We start from the raw sequence: 16537 nt of genomic DNA on the forward strand, positions 1-16537 counted from the left end.
GGCTTTTTGTAATCAACCGCGGATTATAGAGAGGCGCCCGAAGGCGCCTGTGGCGATTGCCTCCGGATTCAGCGCGTGGCCCATCCTCCGCCCAGCGTCTTGTACAGCACCACCTGGTTCTGCAGTTGCGCGAGCTGGATCTGAACCGCTGCCTGCTGCGCGCCGTAAAGCGAGCGTTGCGAGTCGAGAAGGTCCAGCGCGCTCGCGATGCCGTTGCGGTAGCGCAGGTCCGAGAGCCTGAAGCGCACCGATTCGGCCTCCGTCTGCGCGCGCAGGGCGCGCAACTGCTCACCCAGGGTGGCGCGGCCGGCCAGCGCATCGGAGACTTCGCGGAAAGCGGTCTGGATCGACTTCTCGTATTGCGCCACGGCGATGTCGCGGCCAGCTCTGGCCGACTCCAGCCCCGCCTGGTTGCGGCCGGCGTCGAAGATCGGCAGCGTCAACTGCGGCGTGAAGGCCCAGGCCTTGGTGCCGCGTTCGAACAGGTTCGAGAACTCGCTGCTGGCGGTGCCTATCGACGTGGTCAGCGCCACGCGCGGGAAGAAGGCGGCCCGCGCCGCGCCGATGTTGGCGTTGGCCGCGATCAGCTGCTGCTCGGCCGCGCGGATGTCGGGCCGTTCGCCCAGCAGATCGGAAGGCAGGCCGGCCGGCAGCTCTGCCATCGGCGCGACCGAGTCCAGGCCCCGCTCACCGCCTTCGGTGGCCTCGGGCGGCACGGGGGCGCCGAGCAGCAGCGCCAGCGCGTTCTCGTCCTGCATGCGCAGGCGCCGCTGCTCGGCGTAGGAGGCGCGCGCGCTCTCCGCCAGCGAGTCGGCCAGGCGCAGATCGATTTCCGAGGCCACGCCGCTGTCGAAGCGCAGCCGGGTGAGCTTCTGCGACTCCTCACGGGTGCCCAGCGTCTGGCGCGTGATCGCCAGCAGCTGGTCGTCCGCGATCAACGTGAGCCAGCCACTGGCCACTGCGCTGACGAGGCTGATCTGCGTGGCCTTGCGCGACTCCTCCGTAGCAAGGAACTGCGCCAGCGCCTGTTCCTTGAGGCTGGCGATTCGGCCGAAGAAGTCGAGCTCCCAGGCCGTGATGCCGAGGTTGACCGAATAGGTCGACGCCACGCTCCCGCCCAGGCCCGCCGCCCGCAGCGGATTCGGGCTCGAGCGCGAACCGCTGGCGGCCACGTCGAGCGTCGGGAACTGCGCCGCGCGCTGGATCTGGAACTGGGCGCGGGCTTGCTCGATGTTCGCAACTGCGACGCGCAGGTCGCGGTTGTTGGCGAGCGCCATGTCGATCAGCTTCGCCAGCCGAGGATCGGTGAAGTAGTCCTGCCAGGCCAGCGTCGAGACCGGTGAGGCACCGGCAGCGGCGGACTGCGCGCCGGGATAGCTGGCCGGGACCGGCGCGGCCGGGCGCTCGTACGTCGGAATCAGCGAGCAGCCGGCCAGTACCATGGCGGCCGCACCGGCGAGGGCAGTGGAAACGAAATTCTTTTTGATCATTGGGCGGGGCTTTCTTCGATGCCTGCGGCCTGGGCGTGGCGCCTATCGACCTCGCGCTGGCGTTCGCTGCCCTTGAACAAGCCGCGCACCACCACGAAGAACACCGGCACGAAGAACACGGCCAACGCCGTGCCGGTCACCATCCCACCGATCACGCCGGTGCCGATCGCACGCTGGCTTGCCGAGCCCGCGCCCGAGGCCAGCACCAGCGGCAGCACGCCGAGGCCGAAGGCCAGCGACGTCATCACGATCGGCCGAAACCGCAGGTGGGCGGCCGCCAGCGCGGACTCCACCACGCCCTTGCCCTGCGCCTGCAGGTCCTTGGCGAACTCGATGATCAGGATCGCGTTCTTCGCCGACAGGCCGATGATGGTGATCAAACCGACCTGGAAGTACACGTCGTTCGAGTAGGCGCGCAGCAGGGTTGCGAGCAGCACGCCCAGTACGCCCAGCGGCACGACCAGGATCACCGCCAGCGGAATGGTCCAGCTCTCGTACAGCGCGGCGAGGCACAGGAACACCGCGAGGATCGAGAAGGCGTACAGCACGATCGCCTGCGCGCCCGCGAGCTTCTCCTCACGCGACTGGCCCGTCCACTCGTAGCCGAAGCCAGCGGGCAACTGGGCGGCGAGCTTTTCGACCTCGGCCATCGCTGCGCCGGAGCTGTAGCCCGGCGCAGCCGAGCCCGAGATGCGGACGGCCGGATAGCCGTTGTAGCGCACCGTCTGCTGCGCGCCGGTGATCCAGCGCGTGCTCGCGAAGGCCGAGAGCGGCACCGGCTCGCCCTTGCTGTTGCTGGCGTTCAGCCTGAGCAGATCGTCGGGCTGCATGCGCGCCGGCGCGTCGGCCTGCACCACCACGCGCTGCAGGCGCCCCTGGTTCGGGAAGTCGTTGATGTAGCTGGAGCCCAGCGCCGTCGACAGCGTGCTGTTGATGGCGTCGAAGCTCACGCCTAGCGCATTCGCCTTGTCGCGGTCGATGTCGATCTGCAGCTGCGGCGCGTCTTCGAGGCCGTCGGGACGCACCTGCGTCAGCAGCGGGCTCTTGCTGGCCATGCCCAGCAGCTGGTTGCGCGCGTTGGTCAGCGCCTCGTGGCCGGCACCGCCGCGGTCCTGCAGGCGGAAGCTGAAGCCGCTGGCGTTGCCCAGCTCGGGAATGGGGGGCGGCGACAGCGGATAGATGAAGGCGTCGCGGATGCCCGACAGGGCCCCGAAGGCACGGCCTGCCACCGCGTCGGCCGACTGGCCCGGCTCGTGGCGGTGCTCCCAGTCCTTGAGCGTCACGAATGCGAGGCCCGCGTTCTGGCCCTGGCCCGAGAAGCTGAAGCCGAGCACGCCGACGATGCTCTGCACCTCCGGCTGCTTCAGGATGTACTTCTCGACCTCCTGCATGACCGACAGCATGCGTTCCTGGGTCGCGCCTGGCGGCAGCTGCACGTTGACGATGATGTAGCCCTGGTCTTCCTGCGGCAGGAAGGAGGTCGGCAACTGGCGGTACACCAGCACCACCGCCCCGATGATGGCGGCGTAGATCACCAGGTAGCGTGCCGCGCGCTTGAGGATGCGCGCCACCAGGCTCTCGTAGCCCTTCGCCGTGCGCGTGAAGCCGCGGTTGAACCAGCCGAAGAAGCCGCGCTTCTCGTGGTGGTGGCCGGCCTCCACCGGCTTCAGCAGCGTGGCACACAGCGCCGGCGTGAGCGACAGCGCCATGAAGGCGGAGAAGCCGATCGACGCCACCATCACCGCCGAGAACTGGCGGTAGATGTTGCCGGTCGACCCGGAGAAGAAGGCCAGCGGCACGAACACCGAGATCAGCACCACCGTCACGCCGACGATGGCGCCGGAGATCTGGCGCATGGCCTTGCGCGTGGCCTCGAGCGGGGAGAGTCCCTCTTCGCTCATGATGCGCTCGACGTTCTCCACCACCACGATCGCGTCGTCCACGACGATGCCGATCACCAGCACCATGCCGAACATGGTCAGCACGTTGATCGAGAAGCCCAGCCCCAGCAGGATGCCGAAGGTGCCCAGCAGCGCAATCGGCACGACGATCGTCGGAATGAGCGTGTAGCGCCAGTTCTGCAGGAACAGGAACATCACCAGGAACACAAGCGCCACCGCTTCGAACAGCGTCTTCACCACTTCGGTGATCGAGATGTTGACGAAGCGCGAGCTGTCGTAGGGAATGCTCCACTTCACGCCCTGCGGGAAGAAGCGCTCGAGCTCGGCCATCTTGGCCCGGATCGCCTTGGCCGAGGCGAGGGCGTTGCCGCTGGGCGAGAGCTGCACACCGATGCCGACGGCCTGCTGGCCGTTCAGCCGCGCCGAGGTGGCGTAGCCTTGCCCGCCGAGCTCGATGCGCGCCACGTCCTTGAGCCGCACGGCGGAGCCGTTGGTGTTCGCGCGCAGCACGATGTCGCCGAACTGCTCGATGGTGGTGAGCTGGCCGTTGACCACCACGGTCGCCGCGATCGCCTGGCCCGGCACGTTGGGCAGGTCGCCGATGGTGCCGGACGACACCTGCGCGTTCTGGGCCCGGACTGCCGCGTTGACGTCGGCCGCCGACAGGTTGTAGCCCTGCAGCTTGGCGGGATCGATCCAGATGCGCATGGCACGCTCGGTGCCGAACAGTTGCGCCTGGCCAATGCCGGCCACGCGCTGCAGCTCGGGCACCACGTTGCGCGAGGCGTAGTCGCCCAGCGCCGTGGTGTCGATCGCCGGGTTGTCGGAGGACAGCATCGTGAACAGCAGGAAGTTGTTGCGCGACTTGTCCACGCGCACGCCCTGCTGCGTCACCGCGGCCGGCAGCCGCGGCGTCGCCCGCGACAGGCGGTTCTGCACGTCCACCTGGGCCAGGTCCGCGTTGGTGCCGGTCTCGAAAGTGATGGTGATGGTGCCGGTGCCGTCTGCCTGCGCCACCGATTCCATGTAGATGAGCCCGGGCGAGCCGTTCATCTCGCGCTCGATGACCGACAGCACGCTGTCCTCCAGCGTCTGGGCAGAGGCGCCGGGGTAGGCGACGTTGATGACGATGGCGGGCGGCGCCACCGGCGGGTATTGCGCGATCGGCAGCTGCGTGATCGCCACGCCGCCCACCACGATGATGAACAGCGCGATCACCCACGCAAAGATGGGTCGCTCGATGAAGAACTTTGCCATGCGGGCGCGCTCCTTACGGCTTCGCGGCCGGAGCCGACGCGGCGTTGGCGGGCGCGGCCGGAGCTGCTGCGGAGGCGGGTGCCGGAGCGGTCCAGGGCACCGGCTTCACCGCAGCGCCGGGAGGCATCATCATCAGCTTCTGGAAGCGTCGACCATGACCTGCTCGCCGGCCTTCAGGCCTTCGGTGACCACCCACTGGTTGTTCTGCGCGGCGCTGATCTTCACCGTGCGCTTGCTGAGCTTGCCGTCAGCCCCGACCACGGTCAGCGTGTCGCCTTGCTGGGTGCGCGTGACAGCCTGCTGCGGCACCGTGATCGCATTGGTCGCCTGCGCCTGCTCCACCTTCACGCGAACGTACAGGCCGGGCAGCAGCTCACCCTTCGGGTTCGGCACCTCGGCGCGCAGCGTGACCTGGCCGGTGGTGGCGTCCACCGTCAGGTCGGAGAACAGCAGCTTCCCCGGCAGCGCGTATTCGCTGCCGCCTTCCAGCAGGATGCGTACGCTGGCCGCATCGCTGCCGCTTGCGCGCTTGAACTGCCCGGAATCCATGGCGCGGCGCAGCTTGAGCACCTCGTTGGCCGACTGCGTGAAGTTCACGTACACCGGGTCGATCTGCTGGATCACCGCCAGCGGCGTGGCGTCGCCCTGGCCGACCAGCGCGCCTTCGGTCACCAGCGCGCGGCCGATGCGGCCGCCGATGGGTGCAGTGACGCCTGCGTAGCCAAGGTTGATCTTGGCCGTCTGCAGTTCGGCGCGCGCCACGGCGATGTCCGCTTCCGCAGTCTTGGCCGAGGCCACGGCGTTCAGGTATTCCTGCTTGCTGACCGCGTTGGCCTCGACCAGCGGCTTGTAGCGCTCGGCCAGCGCCTTGGCCTGGACCGCGTTGGCCTCGGCACGTGCCAGGCTGGCCTGGGCGCTCTGCTGCGTCGCCAGATAGGGCGCCGGATCGATGCGGAACAGCGGCTGGCCTGCCTTCACGTCGCTGCCTTCGCGGAACAGCCGCTGCTGCAGGATGCCCGCGGCGCGGGCACGCACCTCGGCCACCCGCGAGGCTTCGAGGCGGCCCGGCAGCTCCGTGATCAGGCCGACATCGGTCGGCGTCGCCACCACCACCCCTACTTCAGGCGGTGGAGGGGCCCCGCCGCCGGCACCGCCGCCCGGGGCCGCTCCGGCCGGAGCCCCGCTCTTGCCGCAGGCGGCGAGCGCCAGCACCGCGGCGGCTGCGACGATGGCCACGACAGAGCGAGCCGGCATGGACAACAACGAATGGCGCGAGACATGCAGAACGGGCATGCGATTCCTTTGAAGCAGGTACGGGGACGGCGCGTGGTCGCGGCGGCTGCCTAAAGGCAACACGGCGAGCTTGGCCATCGGGAGGGGCCCGAGTTTACATACATTCATGAATGTATAGTGGCAACCGCACGCGAGTTCGGTGTTTTACATGTTCGAAGAGAGGGGGGCGAAGTGGTCCGTCGTACCAAGGAAGAAGCACTGGCCACCCGGCATCGCCTGCTCGATGCTGCGGAGGTGCTGTTCCAGTCCCAGGGCGTTTCGCGGACCACATTGCAGCAAATCGCGCAGGAGGCTGGCGCCACCCGCGGCGCGATCTACTGGCACTTCAAGGACAAGCCGGACCTCTTCAACGCCATGATGGAGCGCGTGACGCTGCCGCTGGAGTGCGCCACGCGTGAAGCGAGCGCGGCCCACGAGGATCCGTTGGCGGCGATCGAACAGGTGATGGTGCAGGCCCTGAACCTGATGGTCGCCGACCCGCAGGCGCGGCGGGTCTTCGAGGTGGCCACGCTCAAGGTAGAGTACACGGACGAGATGGCGCCCGTGCTGCAGCGCCATCGCAGCGCGCGCAACGAATGCGTGACCGATTTCGTCCATGCGCTGCAGCATGCCGCGACTCGCGCAGGCATCGAACTGCCCATTCCCGTCAAGACGGCCGCCTACGGGCTGCATGCGGTGATCAGCGGGCTGATCCAGGACTGGCTGCTCGAGCCCGGCGCCTTCGACCTTGTGCCCGCGGGGCGTCATCTGTTCAATGTTTATCTTGCAGGTCTGGGATTCGAGCGCAGGGCGGCGGTGGCGGAGGGGAACTGCAGGCAGCTCGCGTGATCAGTGATAATCAAGGGCTTCGGGCTGCGGCTCGAAGCCTCTCTCGCTGTATTTCAATGGATAGAATTCGGCCCTCCGAAGGCTGAGATCCAGGTTCGATTCCTGGCGGCGGGACCAGAACAAGAAGGGTGCGCAAGGCCGAGTCACTCGAAGCTGATATCCCTTGCGCGGATGACGTTGACGAAGTCCCTTCGTTCCCGCTTCACCATCGCCGCCCTGAGCCAAGATTGGCACCACGGCTTCAAATCCTTGTCTGCATTGAATGGCAGCTTGCGATAAAGCAGAAGGTTGATCATCGTTGATCCTCCTGCCGATGGGATCCGGGCTGACCACTGCTGCTGCGGGTGGGTAGCGTCATTGCCGTGACGCCGGCCACGACGCATGCAAGCCCAAGCCATGCCGTGGATGCCAGCCGCTCACCAAGAAACACGATGCCCACAGCGACACCGACCGGCACCCTGAGATAGGCCTGCGCGGCGGTCGACATCGGGCCCAGCGTGCGCAGGAGCCGGAAATAGAGGGTGAAGGCCAACGCGGTCGAGAGCACTGCGAGCGCCAGCAACGCGAGCACCGAGGCGGCGGAAGGCGCCAGCGTCCAGGGACGGTCGACCGCCAGGCTGGCGGGCAGCAGCACCGCCGCGCCGCTCAGCAGCGAACCCGTGGCCGGCACGACGGGATCGAGACTCTTGAACACGCGTCCTGACATCGCCGCGCAGCCGTAGCAGACGGCAGCCGCCACCAGGGCCAATTGCGGAAGCACCGAACGCCCGAGCCCGCTCAACACTTCGACGCCGACAATCAGGCAGATGCCCGCCAGCCCCGCACCCACGCCGAACAGGCGCTGCAGTGACGGCCTCTCCGCGCCGGCAAGGCACAGGCTCAGCAGAAAGATGAAGATCGGCGACGTGGAGTTGAGAATGGTCGCAAGACCCGCATCCACGCTGCGCTCGGCCCACGCGATGAGCGTGAAGGGCAGGACGCTGTTGAAGCAGGCCTGCAGCAGGAAGCGCCGCCAGGTCGCGGCATCACGGGGCAGCCGCCCGCCTCGCAACCGCAGCACGGCGAGCAGCAGCAACCCGGCGACCAGCGTACGCGATGCGATCAGCGTCAGTGGCGGGATCGTCGCCACGCCGATCTTGATGAAGGTGTATGAGGCGCCCCAGAGGGTGGCAAGCAGCACAAGCAGTGCCCATTCCGTGGTCGATCTCGGCAATCGCGCGGTCGGCGCTGGTTTGATGGTGTGAGTGCGCATGTTGCGCCAATGATCGCGAGAACGGTCTTCCTACACTTCGCCGGCGAGCGAAGCGTGCAACGCCCGACCCGTGTGCTTGTTTGCGAATTGGCATCAGCCGCCTGACCGGCTATGACCCATCGGGCATCTTCGAAAAGCCATGGCCTCGAAAATGCCCAGGTTGTTGACGAGGATGCCGATGCCAGCGTGACGCCGCACCGCCTCCTCGGCAGCGTTCACGGGGTTCGTCAGCCCAGGAAGTTGATCAATGCCGGGATGACTTGGTCTGGCGCCTCTTCCATCAGCCAGTGGCCAGAACCGTTGATGATCACGCCCTGCACGTTGTTCGCGACCATCTTGCCCTGCTCGATCAGGAATGTCCCGCCGGCCTTTTCGCCGGAGAGCACCAGCATGGGCATCGGCAGCGGCGTCTTGCCCATTTCGGCGAACTCGGCCGCGTCCTTCTCGAAGGCCTTGAAGTATTCAAATCCGGCGCGCATACCGCCCGGTTGTGCGTAGGCCTTCGCGTAGAAGCGGCGATCAGCTTCGGGCACCGAGTGCCTGGGGTCGGCCGCGAAGTCATTCCAGAAGTGCTCGAAATAAATACGCTCGCGTCCGCTCACGAGCGCCAGCGGCGTCGCACCGTGAAAATGGAAATGCCAAAGGTCGCGCAGAAGCCAGACGTTCTGCCATGCGCCGATGCCGGGAAGGAAGGCGTCCATGAGCACCACCTTGTCGGTCTCCGAAGGGAATTGGGCGGCATAGGCGTAGGCAACCATCAAGCCGATGTCATGTCCGACGATGCTCACGCTGCGGATGCCAAGCGAGCGGACAAGTTCGTGCACGTCGACGGCCATGTTTTTCTTGCCGTAGCCTGCCTCCGGCTTCGACGAGTTGCCGGCGCCCCGAAGATCGGGCACGACCACGGTGTGCGATTTCGCCAGCAGCGGCATCAGCGGGTTCCACATGTGCCCGGTCTCGGCGTAGCCGTGTAGCAGCACGACGGTCGGCCCCGCGCCGCCAATGCGGTAGTGAATGCGGGTGCCGTTCACCTCTGCGCTGCCTTCACGGAAGCCTTGCACCGCGTCCGCGGCGGGTGTCGCAGCCGCGGCCGACCCCATGCTCATTGTGGCGCCAGCGGAAACCGCGCCGGCAATCAGGGCGCGACGAGTGGGTAAGGGATGGAAGTCCATGCTGAGGCCTTGTGGGTTTGAAAGTGAAGCAAATTTATGGTTCAGCTTCACTTCCGCAAAGAGCCCAAAAGTGCTTTACTCATTCAGCTTTCCTGAATGATGGGACCTGAGCCATGGACCGATTGCGTGCTTACGAGGTGTTCGTGACTGTGGTCACCCGTGGCAGTTTCACCAAGGCAGCCGATGCGCTGGACACCTCACCGGCCAACGTGACGCGCTACGTCAATGAACTGGAGGCCCACTTGCGCACGCGGCTGATCAACCGCACATCGCGCCGCTTGTCGCTCACCGAAGGCGGCAAAGCATTGTTCGACCGGGCGAAGTCGATTCTTGAGGAAGTGGCAGAAACCGAGGCGCTGGCGACCACCGCGTCGCTCCAGCCGCGCGGGCGCTTGCGCATCAACGCGCCGCTGAGTTTCGGCAGCCTCGTGCTGGCGCCCCTGTGGCCGCAGTTCATGGCGAAGTATCCCGATGTCGAACTCGACATTGCGCTCATCGACCGCGTGGTCGACATCGTCGAGGAAGGCTACGACCTGGCCATCCGCATCTCACGGACCACATCGGGCAACCACATTGCGCGTCGCTTGGGCCGCTCCGAAAACCTGGTCTGTGCCTCGCCCGAATATCTTGCGACCCACGGCATGCCCGAAGTCCCGGCCGACCTTTCTCGGCACCTGTGCCTGGGCTATACGTACGGTGCGGCATCCGATGAGTGGCAGTTCGCCGGTCCTGACGGAACACTGGAGTCCGTGCGCGTTCGCTGGGCCGTCAGGGCCAACAATGGAAACACGGCCCGCGCGGCAGCGCTCGCCGGCGCCGGTGTCATCTGGCAGCCCAGTTTCGTGATCGGCGAGGATGTCCGGGCTGGACGATTGGTCGAGATCATGCCTGCCTATCGCATGCCTCCCATCGACATCTTGGCGATCTACGCAAGCCGTCGCCACCTCAGCGCAAAGGTTCGAGTGATGGTCGACTTTCTGGTGGATGCCTTGCAAAGGAACGCAGCCGCTGAATGGCGGAGGACACCCTCTGCAAGTACGGTTGCTTCCCCGCCGCAAGGTGTTGCTCAATGGGAAACTTTTCCATAAAGTGAGGCTCTGCGGCCATGTTGCGCCGCCCCACCTGGAGCTTCGGATGAAGTTTGCTTTTCTGCTGTACGAGGGCGTGGAGCCTATCGATCTGGCCGCAATCGGCGTGATATCAATGGCGAAGCGCGTGGTTCCAGAGCTCAGTTACCTGACGGTGGCAATTGACGGGGGCCTGCAACGGCTCTCGAACGGGCTCAGGGTTGCGCCAGACTTCGCCTTTGGCGATTGCCCTGAAGTCGATGCGATCATCATCCCCGGCGGCCCTGGCTGGCCCACTGCCTCGGAAGACGGCGCCATCCGCTCCTTTCTCCAGCGCCGCAGCGGCAGCGCGACATTGGTTTCCGTCTGCACTGGCGCCATGATCCTTGCTGCTGCGGGGCTGCTGGACGGGCGAGTGGCGACGACCAAATGCGAGGTCCGCGCGCCCGAGCCGTCACCGCTGGCCGTGCTGGCGCACGAGCATCCGGAAGTCGACGCGCGCAAGGCGCTCGTCGTCGACACCGGGACGATCATCACCGGCGGCGGCGTGTCGCTGTGCATCGACGCCATCCTGCACGTGCTCGCCACGCGCATCGGCCCGGACGAAGCGGCCGAAGTGGCCCGCATCATCGAGTACACACATGCGTGGCAAGCCAACAAGGCGCGCCTGCCGACACTCGCGTGAACTCCGGGTTTGTCCCGCCCCCAGATCGTTTGACAGCATAGAACGGGAAAACTATAGTTTCCCAACAGACAACAAAAAGTTGCCTGCATTACCGCCGTACGGCGGCTCGTCTTTGTCAAACTGGAGAAGTCGATGGAAATGACGGATGCAGGTGCCTATGGCGCCGTCCCTGCGGCCAGGTCGGACCACCGGGTCAAGCGGGTCGTTTTTGCGAGCGCGCTCGGAACGATCATCGAGTGGTACGACTTCCTGATCTACGGCGCGGCGGCAGCACTTGTGTTCAACAAGTTGTTCTTTCCCGCTGACGACCCCTTCCTCGGCACACTCGCCGCTCTGGGGAGCGCCGCTGTGGGGTTCTTCGCGCGTCCTTTCGGCGGCGCGGTGTTTGGCTATTTTGGCGACCGGCTCGGACGCAAGTCGATGCTCTTGCTGACGCTGTTGATCATGGGGCTGGGCACCTTTGCCATCGGCCTGCTGCCCACCTATGCGCAGATCGGCATCTGGGCCCCGATACTTCTTGTGCTCCTGCGGGTCATCCAGGGCATCGGCCTCGGCGGCGAGTGGGGCGGGGCGGCGCTGATGGTGCTGGAGCATGCGCCCGCCCGCCGGCGGGGGCTGTGCGGCAGTCTTGTGCAGGTTGGCTTCCCGATCGGCCTGATTCTTTCGGCAGGCGTGTTCGCACTGGTGTCCAAACTGCCCGAGGAGGAGTTCCTGTCCTGGGGGTGGCGTGTGCCTTTCCTCTCGAGCCTGGTGCTCGTGATTCTCGGGGCCTTCATACGGATGAAGGTCGAGGAGTCGCCCGTCTTCGAGGCCATGAAAGCGAAACAGGAAATCGCTCGCAATCCGCTTGCAGAGGCGCTCTTCAAGCATCCCAAGAGCTTTTTCATCGCCATCGGCCTGAAGATCTCGGAGGTCTCCTGGGTCTACATGCTCACGGTGTTCGTGGTGGTGTATGCGACGACCAAGCTGGGCTTGCCGAAGTCGCAGATTCTGGATGCGATCATGATCGCGGCCGCTATCGAGATCGTGACCATTCCGCTGTTCGGGTACCTGTCGGATGTGTTCGGCCGCCGGCCGTTCTATTTCGCGGGGTCGCTGTTCACCATCGCGTTCGCATTCCCCATGTTCTGGCTGCTGGGCACGAAGGACCCACTCGTGATCGTCGCTGCCGTCGCCGTGGCCCTGAGCTTTGGTCACGGCCTGATGTTTGCGCCGGAGGCTACCTACTTTCCCGAGCTCTTCGGCGCCAGGTCACGCTACAGCGGCGCATCGTTTGGCTTCCAGGTCGCGGCGGCCATCGGCGGTGGCTTGACTCCAGTGCTCGCCACCGTGCTCAGCGAGAAGATGGGCGGCACCGCAGGCATTTCCATCATGCTCATCGTGTTGGCGCTCATCACGCTGACGGCGGCGTTCTTCGCGCACGAGACGCGGAACAAGTCGGTCTCCGCCTTGTAGGCGAATTTCCTCCGCATCGTTCATTCCTTCATTCCTTCATTCCTTCATTCGTCCATTTCTTCCAAGGAGTTTCTCCATGTCCAACACCCACACCGCCCAACGTCTGGTCGGAAAGCTCGAGCCCACCAAGGGTGGCTCCATCTACGTCGATCCGGAAAAGATCGAATGGCAGAAGTCGCAGTTCGACAAGATCTGGATGAAGGTGCTTTACCGTAACGACGAGGCAGGCGAAATGACGGTGCTGCTCAAGTGGGAGCCAGGCGCCGTGCTGCCTTTCCACAAGCATCCGGAAATCGAGCAGAGCTGGGTGCTCGAAGGGTCCTTTTATGACCACGACGGCATTTGCCGCGCTGGACAGTACGTCTGGCGCACTCCTGGCTCGCTGCACGAGACACGCTCCGATGAAGGCTGCTTGCTCTTGGCGGTGTACCGCAAGCCGAACGTGTTCTTCAACACCGCCGGGTTCCAGGCCGCCGCCTGAAGGAGGCTGCGTGGCCTACGTCGTCACCGACGCATGCATCCGCTGCCGCTATGGCGAATGCATAGAGGTCTGTCCGCAAGACGCGTTTCGTGAAGGGCCGAACTTCGTCGTGATCGATCCGCACGCCTGTGCGAACTGCGCGTTGTGCGAGATGGTCTGCCCGGTGCACGCCATCTTTTCCGAGCAGGACCTCGGCGACGCCCTGCGTCCCTTCGTCGCCTTGAACGCTTCGCTCGCACGGACCTGGCCGCGTGCCGTCTACCGCGGGCCGCTGCCTGATGCCGATGAATGGGCTTCCCGAAAGTCCAAGCTCACGCAGCTCGATGCCGGGACGCCGGAGGTGCGCCCGTAAAATCCGGCGACATGCCGACGACCAAGCGCCCAGAGAAAAAGACCGATGGCGAAACGAACGCCACACCGCAGGACGACACGCCCCTGCCTGTCGATCTGGGCGCACGAATCAAGCAGCAGCGGCTCTCTGCGGGGCTGACCCTGGCGGAACTTGCAGAGCGCGCCGGCTTCGGCAAAGCCTACCTTTCGCGCATCGAGAACGGCAAGAAGGTGCCGCCCATCGGCACGCTCTCGCGCATCGCCGACGTGCTCGGCATCGAAGCCGCGGCGTTGCTGCAGGCGGCGGGCGTGCGCAGCCGCTGGCGCGGCGCCAGCGTCGTGCGCAAGAATGAAAAGCGCGCGACCGTGCTCGGCGGCAGTGCCTTCGGCTACGACTACTTCGCGCTTACCGATGCGACCGACGGGCGCGCACTCCAGCCCTTCCTGTTCTCCTTTCCTGCGGAGGTCGACAAGTTCGTCTTCTTCGAGCACGACGGCGAGGAACTCCTTCATGTGCTGACGGGCCGCATCGAATGGCAGGTAGGCATGGACAAATACATTCTCGAGGCCGGCGACACGATCCATTTCGATTCGCGCATGCCGCACCGCGGTCACAGTCTTTCGGGTGCGGCCACGGCGCTCGTGGTCATGTACTCGCCTGGGAAGCCTGCCAATCTGGCTTGAGGCGCGCGGCGCACCGAGACGGCCCCTCGGGTCGCCAATGCAGCGGGCCATAGGCCTGCACTCACCGGTGCCGCGGCGCCGGATCATGCGAGACACAGCGCTGCGCGCTGTGTCCCGGCTGTGCCTTCAACAGCGCGCTCGCGACCCCGTTGGTCCACCCGAATCCATCCTGCAACGGGTACTCCCCGCCTCCGCCGCCCGAGGAGTGTTCGCGCTTCCCGGAGCGCAGCGCATATTTTTCGACCAGCTTCCCTTCGCGTTCGTACACCGCCGCGACGGTGGCGAGCCAGCGGCGCGAGATCGCGTTCGAGAGCGATCGGCATCCATAAGCGGCGAACCCCCGGATACCCATCCACTGGAGCGGCGCCCAGCCGTTGGGCCGGTCCCATTGCTGATCGCTCCAGCAGTCCGTGGTCGAAAGTCCGCCCGGCGCGAGCATCCTTGCCGACACCGTCGTGGCCAGCGCCTGCGCATGCGCCGGCTCGGCGAGCCCGACGAACAGAGGCACGACGGATGCTGCCGTCAGGCAGGTCCGCCGCGCTTCGCTGCGCCAGTCGTAGTCGAAGAAGGCCGCTTGCCCATCGTCCCAGCAAAGCTCGATGAGCGCGGCCCGGCGCTCGCGAGCCCGCTGCGCAAACTCCCCTGCAGTTGCCGAATCGCCGCTGTGCCTTGCGACTTCCGCGATCTTGGTCTCCAGCTTGTAGAGGAACGCGTTCAGGTCGACCGGCAGCATGTCGGTCGTGCAGATGCTCGTGAGCGATGGCGCCGTCGCAGCGCGGGCGTGGAAGGGCACCGGCCCGTCTCGGCGCGGTGATGGCGCTTCCCGAAGCCAGCGCGTGCTGAAGTCCCAGCCCGACTCGCAGGCCGCACGCAAATCGCGGTAGACCTCGGCAGGCTGGCGCCGGCACGCCTGCACCGTGGCCACATCCTCGAGCCACGCTTCCTCGCGCGGCGTGTCCCGGTCGTCCCAGTAGCGATTGAGCAGCCTGCCGTCGCGAAGGCGTACGACACGCCGCCGCGCCTCGCCGGATGCAAGCCCATCGCTGCCGGCCATCCAGTAGGCATGCTCCTGGCGCAGCTGCGGCAGGAACTCCGTGTCTGCTGCGGCACCATGGCGCTGCGCGAGCTCGACCATCAGCGCAAACACCGGCGGTTGCGAGCGGCTCAGGTAGTAGGTGCGCGTTCCGTTCGGAATGTGCCCGTAGGTGTCGATCAGGTAGGCGAAGTTGTGGACCATGTCGCCCATCATCTGCACATGGCCTGCGCCGGCGAGCCCCAGCATGGTGAAGTACGAGTCCCAGTAGTACAGCTCCGCGAAGCGCCCGCCGGGCACCACGTAGGGATGCGGCAGTTGCAGCAAGGAGGCATGCGGCGGATGCACGCGGGGATGCCGGGTCAAGACGTTCCAGAGGCTCTCGATGTGATCGCCGATGGGCTGGCCGGGAACCGAAACATACTCGCTGGCCGGCGGATGCGTGGGCCTGAAGTTGGCGTGCACGAAGTCCGACAGGTCGAAACCCGGGTCTCGGCATCGGGCGCGGTAGGCCGCGAGGATGGCTGCCGGCGCGCCTTGGGGCGCACAGTCTACGAAGGTCTTGCTGTCCGAGAAGATGCCCGATTGCTGGACCGCGGTAAACAGCTCCTGGTAGCGGTCCGCTGGAGTGAGCGTGTCCGGCGCCGGCGCCTGGGCCGCCGCTCTCGAACGCTGCGCGCCGCGGCTGGTGCCGAACTGCCCGGAATCATTGCTCGGCATAGTTCCAGAGCAAGCCCCCATCCACCACGCTCGTCGTGCCCGTGATGTAGTCGGCGTCGGCAGAAGCCAGGAACGCGGTCACGCCCGCGACGTCGCCGGGCCGGCCCAGGCGCTTCAGGGGAATGTTTGCGAGCAAGGCATCGTGGAGCGCGGGATCACTCAGCACGCGCGCGTTGATGGGTGTCTCGATGGCGCCCGGCGCGATGTTGTTGACGGTGATGCCGTAGGGGGCGAGTTCAATGGCCAGGTTGCGGGTCATCATCCTCATGCCGCCCTTGCTGATGCAATAGGCAGAGAAATGAGGAAAGGGCAGGTCCTCGTGAACCGAGCTGATGTTGATGATCCTGCCCCCGCGCCCGGCCTGCTTGCACCGGGCGGCAAAAACCTGGGCAAGGAAGAACGCACCCTTCAGGTTCACGTTCATCACCGCGTCATAGTCGGCTTCGGTCACGTCGAGAAACTCCGCCCGCTTCTCGATGCCTGCGTTGTTGACCAGGATATCGATGGCACCAAGCTGATCGGCCACCCTCGCGAACGCCGCGCGCAAGGGCTCGATCTGCGACACGTCGCAGGGCATCACGGCACAGCGGCGCCCGAGCGCTTCGATCTCGCTGCGCAGCGACTCCGAGCGCTTGTCGGCCTCGCGCACGTTGAGGGCGATGTCGGCGCCCGATTCCGCCAGCCGCAGCGCAATGGCCTTGCCGATGCCCTGGGAGGCGCCTGTCACCAGGGCAGTCTTGTTGTGCAGATTCATTGAACAGGCCTCTGAAGCGTAGGCACACGCGGCAAACTCCGCCACTGTGCCTTGCACGGTAGACCCCCGCCGTGGTCCTCGCATGTAGGAGCGAGCCGCGCAAGCATCGCCGCGAGAACGCACTTGCACCCTGCC

Annotated in this window: 14 protein-coding genes, 1 tRNA gene and 1 pseudogene; 8 read left to right on the forward strand and 8 right to left on the reverse strand. The window is 65.9% G+C overall.

Annotation, left to right across the window (positions count from 1 at the left end; translation table 11 throughout):
* Positions 1–68: 68 nt before the first annotated feature.
* From E5CHR_RS02315 to E5CHR_RS02325, 3 genes and pseudogenes are all read right to left on the reverse strand, one after another.
* Positions 69–1490: an efflux transporter outer membrane subunit gene (locus tag E5CHR_RS02315; RefSeq protein WP_269474039.1), complete on the reverse strand. Its 1422-nt coding sequence runs from the start codon at positions 1488–1490 to the stop codon at positions 69–71.
* Complete coding sequence (locus tag E5CHR_RS02320; RefSeq protein ID WP_162578191.1) at positions 1487–4648, reverse strand: efflux RND transporter permease subunit; 3162 nt, start codon at positions 4646–4648, stop codon at positions 1487–1489. The genes E5CHR_RS02315 and E5CHR_RS02320 overlap by 4 nt, the downstream gene beginning before the upstream one ends.
* A 13-nt stretch (positions 4649–4661) precedes the next feature.
* Positions 4662–5941, reverse strand: a pseudogene (locus E5CHR_RS02325) (efflux RND transporter periplasmic adaptor subunit).
* A 171-nt stretch (positions 5942–6112) separates the two neighbouring features.
* Here E5CHR_RS02325 and E5CHR_RS02330 point away from each other — a divergent pair.
* Together E5CHR_RS02330 and E5CHR_RS02335 are read left to right on the forward strand one after the other, a co-directional pair.
* A complete protein-coding gene (locus E5CHR_RS02330; protein ID WP_162578192.1) occupies positions 6113–6769 on the forward strand; it encodes a TetR family transcriptional regulator in 657 nt (218 codons plus the stop codon).
* Between the two features lie 42 nt (positions 6770–6811).
* Positions 6812–6886: transfer RNA gene (locus E5CHR_RS02335), tRNA-Arg, on the forward strand.
* 26 nt (positions 6887–6912) lie between these two features.
* Here E5CHR_RS02335 and E5CHR_RS02340 read toward each other — a convergent pair.
* The 3 genes from E5CHR_RS02340 to E5CHR_RS02350 all read right to left on the reverse strand — a co-directional run bounded on the left by E5CHR_RS02340 (position 6913) and on the right by E5CHR_RS02350 (position 9193).
* Entirely contained in the window at positions 6913–7065 is a 153-nt protein-coding gene (locus E5CHR_RS02340) for a hypothetical protein (RefSeq protein WP_162578193.1), read from the reverse strand.
* Positions 7062–8021 (reverse strand): DMT family transporter, encoded by a 960-nt coding sequence (locus E5CHR_RS02345; protein WP_162578194.1) that lies wholly within the window; start codon positions 8019–8021, stop codon positions 7062–7064. Before E5CHR_RS02345 ends, E5CHR_RS02340 begins: the two co-directional genes overlap by 4 nt.
* Positions 8022–8248: 227 nt before the next feature.
* A complete protein-coding gene (locus E5CHR_RS02350; RefSeq protein WP_162578195.1) occupies positions 8249–9193 on the reverse strand; it encodes an alpha/beta fold hydrolase in 945 nt (314 codons plus the stop codon).
* Positions 9194–9306: 113 nt separating this feature from the next.
* Here E5CHR_RS02350 and E5CHR_RS02355 point away from each other — a divergent pair, with 113 nt between their 5' ends.
* The 6 genes from E5CHR_RS02355 to E5CHR_RS02380 all read left to right on the forward strand — a co-directional run bounded on the left by E5CHR_RS02355 (position 9307) and on the right by E5CHR_RS02380 (position 13895).
* Positions 9307–10281 (forward strand): LysR family transcriptional regulator, encoded by a 975-nt coding sequence (locus E5CHR_RS02355; protein ID WP_232061927.1) that lies wholly within the window; start codon positions 9307–9309, stop codon positions 10279–10281.
* 46 nt (positions 10282–10327) lie between these two features.
* Positions 10328–10945: a DJ-1/PfpI family protein gene (locus tag E5CHR_RS02360; RefSeq protein ID WP_162578196.1), complete on the forward strand. Its 618-nt coding sequence runs from the start codon at positions 10328–10330 to the stop codon at positions 10943–10945.
* Between the two features lie 132 nt (positions 10946–11077).
* The gene (locus E5CHR_RS02365; RefSeq protein ID WP_162578197.1) at positions 11078–12400 is read left to right on the forward strand and encodes an MFS transporter; all 1323 of its coding nucleotides are present in this window, start codon (positions 11078–11080) and stop codon (positions 12398–12400) included.
* A gap of 76 nt (positions 12401–12476) precedes the next feature.
* Positions 12477–12881, forward strand: coding sequence for a cupin domain-containing protein (locus E5CHR_RS02370; protein WP_162578198.1), 405 nt, complete (start codon positions 12477–12479; stop codon positions 12879–12881).
* Between the two features lie 10 nt (positions 12882–12891).
* Positions 12892–13233 (forward strand): ferredoxin family protein, encoded by a 342-nt coding sequence (locus E5CHR_RS02375; protein WP_162578199.1) that lies wholly within the window; start codon positions 12892–12894, stop codon positions 13231–13233.
* 11 nt (positions 13234–13244) lie between these two features.
* The gene (locus tag E5CHR_RS02380; RefSeq protein WP_162578200.1) at positions 13245–13895 is read left to right on the forward strand and encodes a helix-turn-helix domain-containing protein; all 651 of its coding nucleotides are present in this window, start codon (positions 13245–13247) and stop codon (positions 13893–13895) included.
* Positions 13896–13956: 61 nt separating this feature from the next.
* On the opposite strand, the gene treF is transcribed toward E5CHR_RS02380, so the two are convergent.
* Positions 13957–15648 (reverse strand): alpha,alpha-trehalase TreF, encoded by a 1692-nt coding sequence (gene treF / locus E5CHR_RS02385; protein ID WP_162578201.1) that lies wholly within the window; start codon positions 15646–15648, stop codon positions 13957–13959.
* The gene (locus E5CHR_RS02390; protein ID WP_162578202.1) at positions 15635–16402 is read right to left on the reverse strand and encodes an SDR family NAD(P)-dependent oxidoreductase; all 768 of its coding nucleotides are present in this window, start codon (positions 16400–16402) and stop codon (positions 15635–15637) included. Before E5CHR_RS02390 ends, treF begins: the two co-directional genes overlap by 14 nt.
* Positions 16403–16537: the final 135 nt, after the last annotated feature.

Origin of the sequence: Variovorax sp. PBS-H4, from assembly GCF_901827205.1 — a bacterium.
Taxonomy (GTDB): Bacteria; Pseudomonadota; Gammaproteobacteria; order Burkholderiales; family Burkholderiaceae_C; genus Variovorax.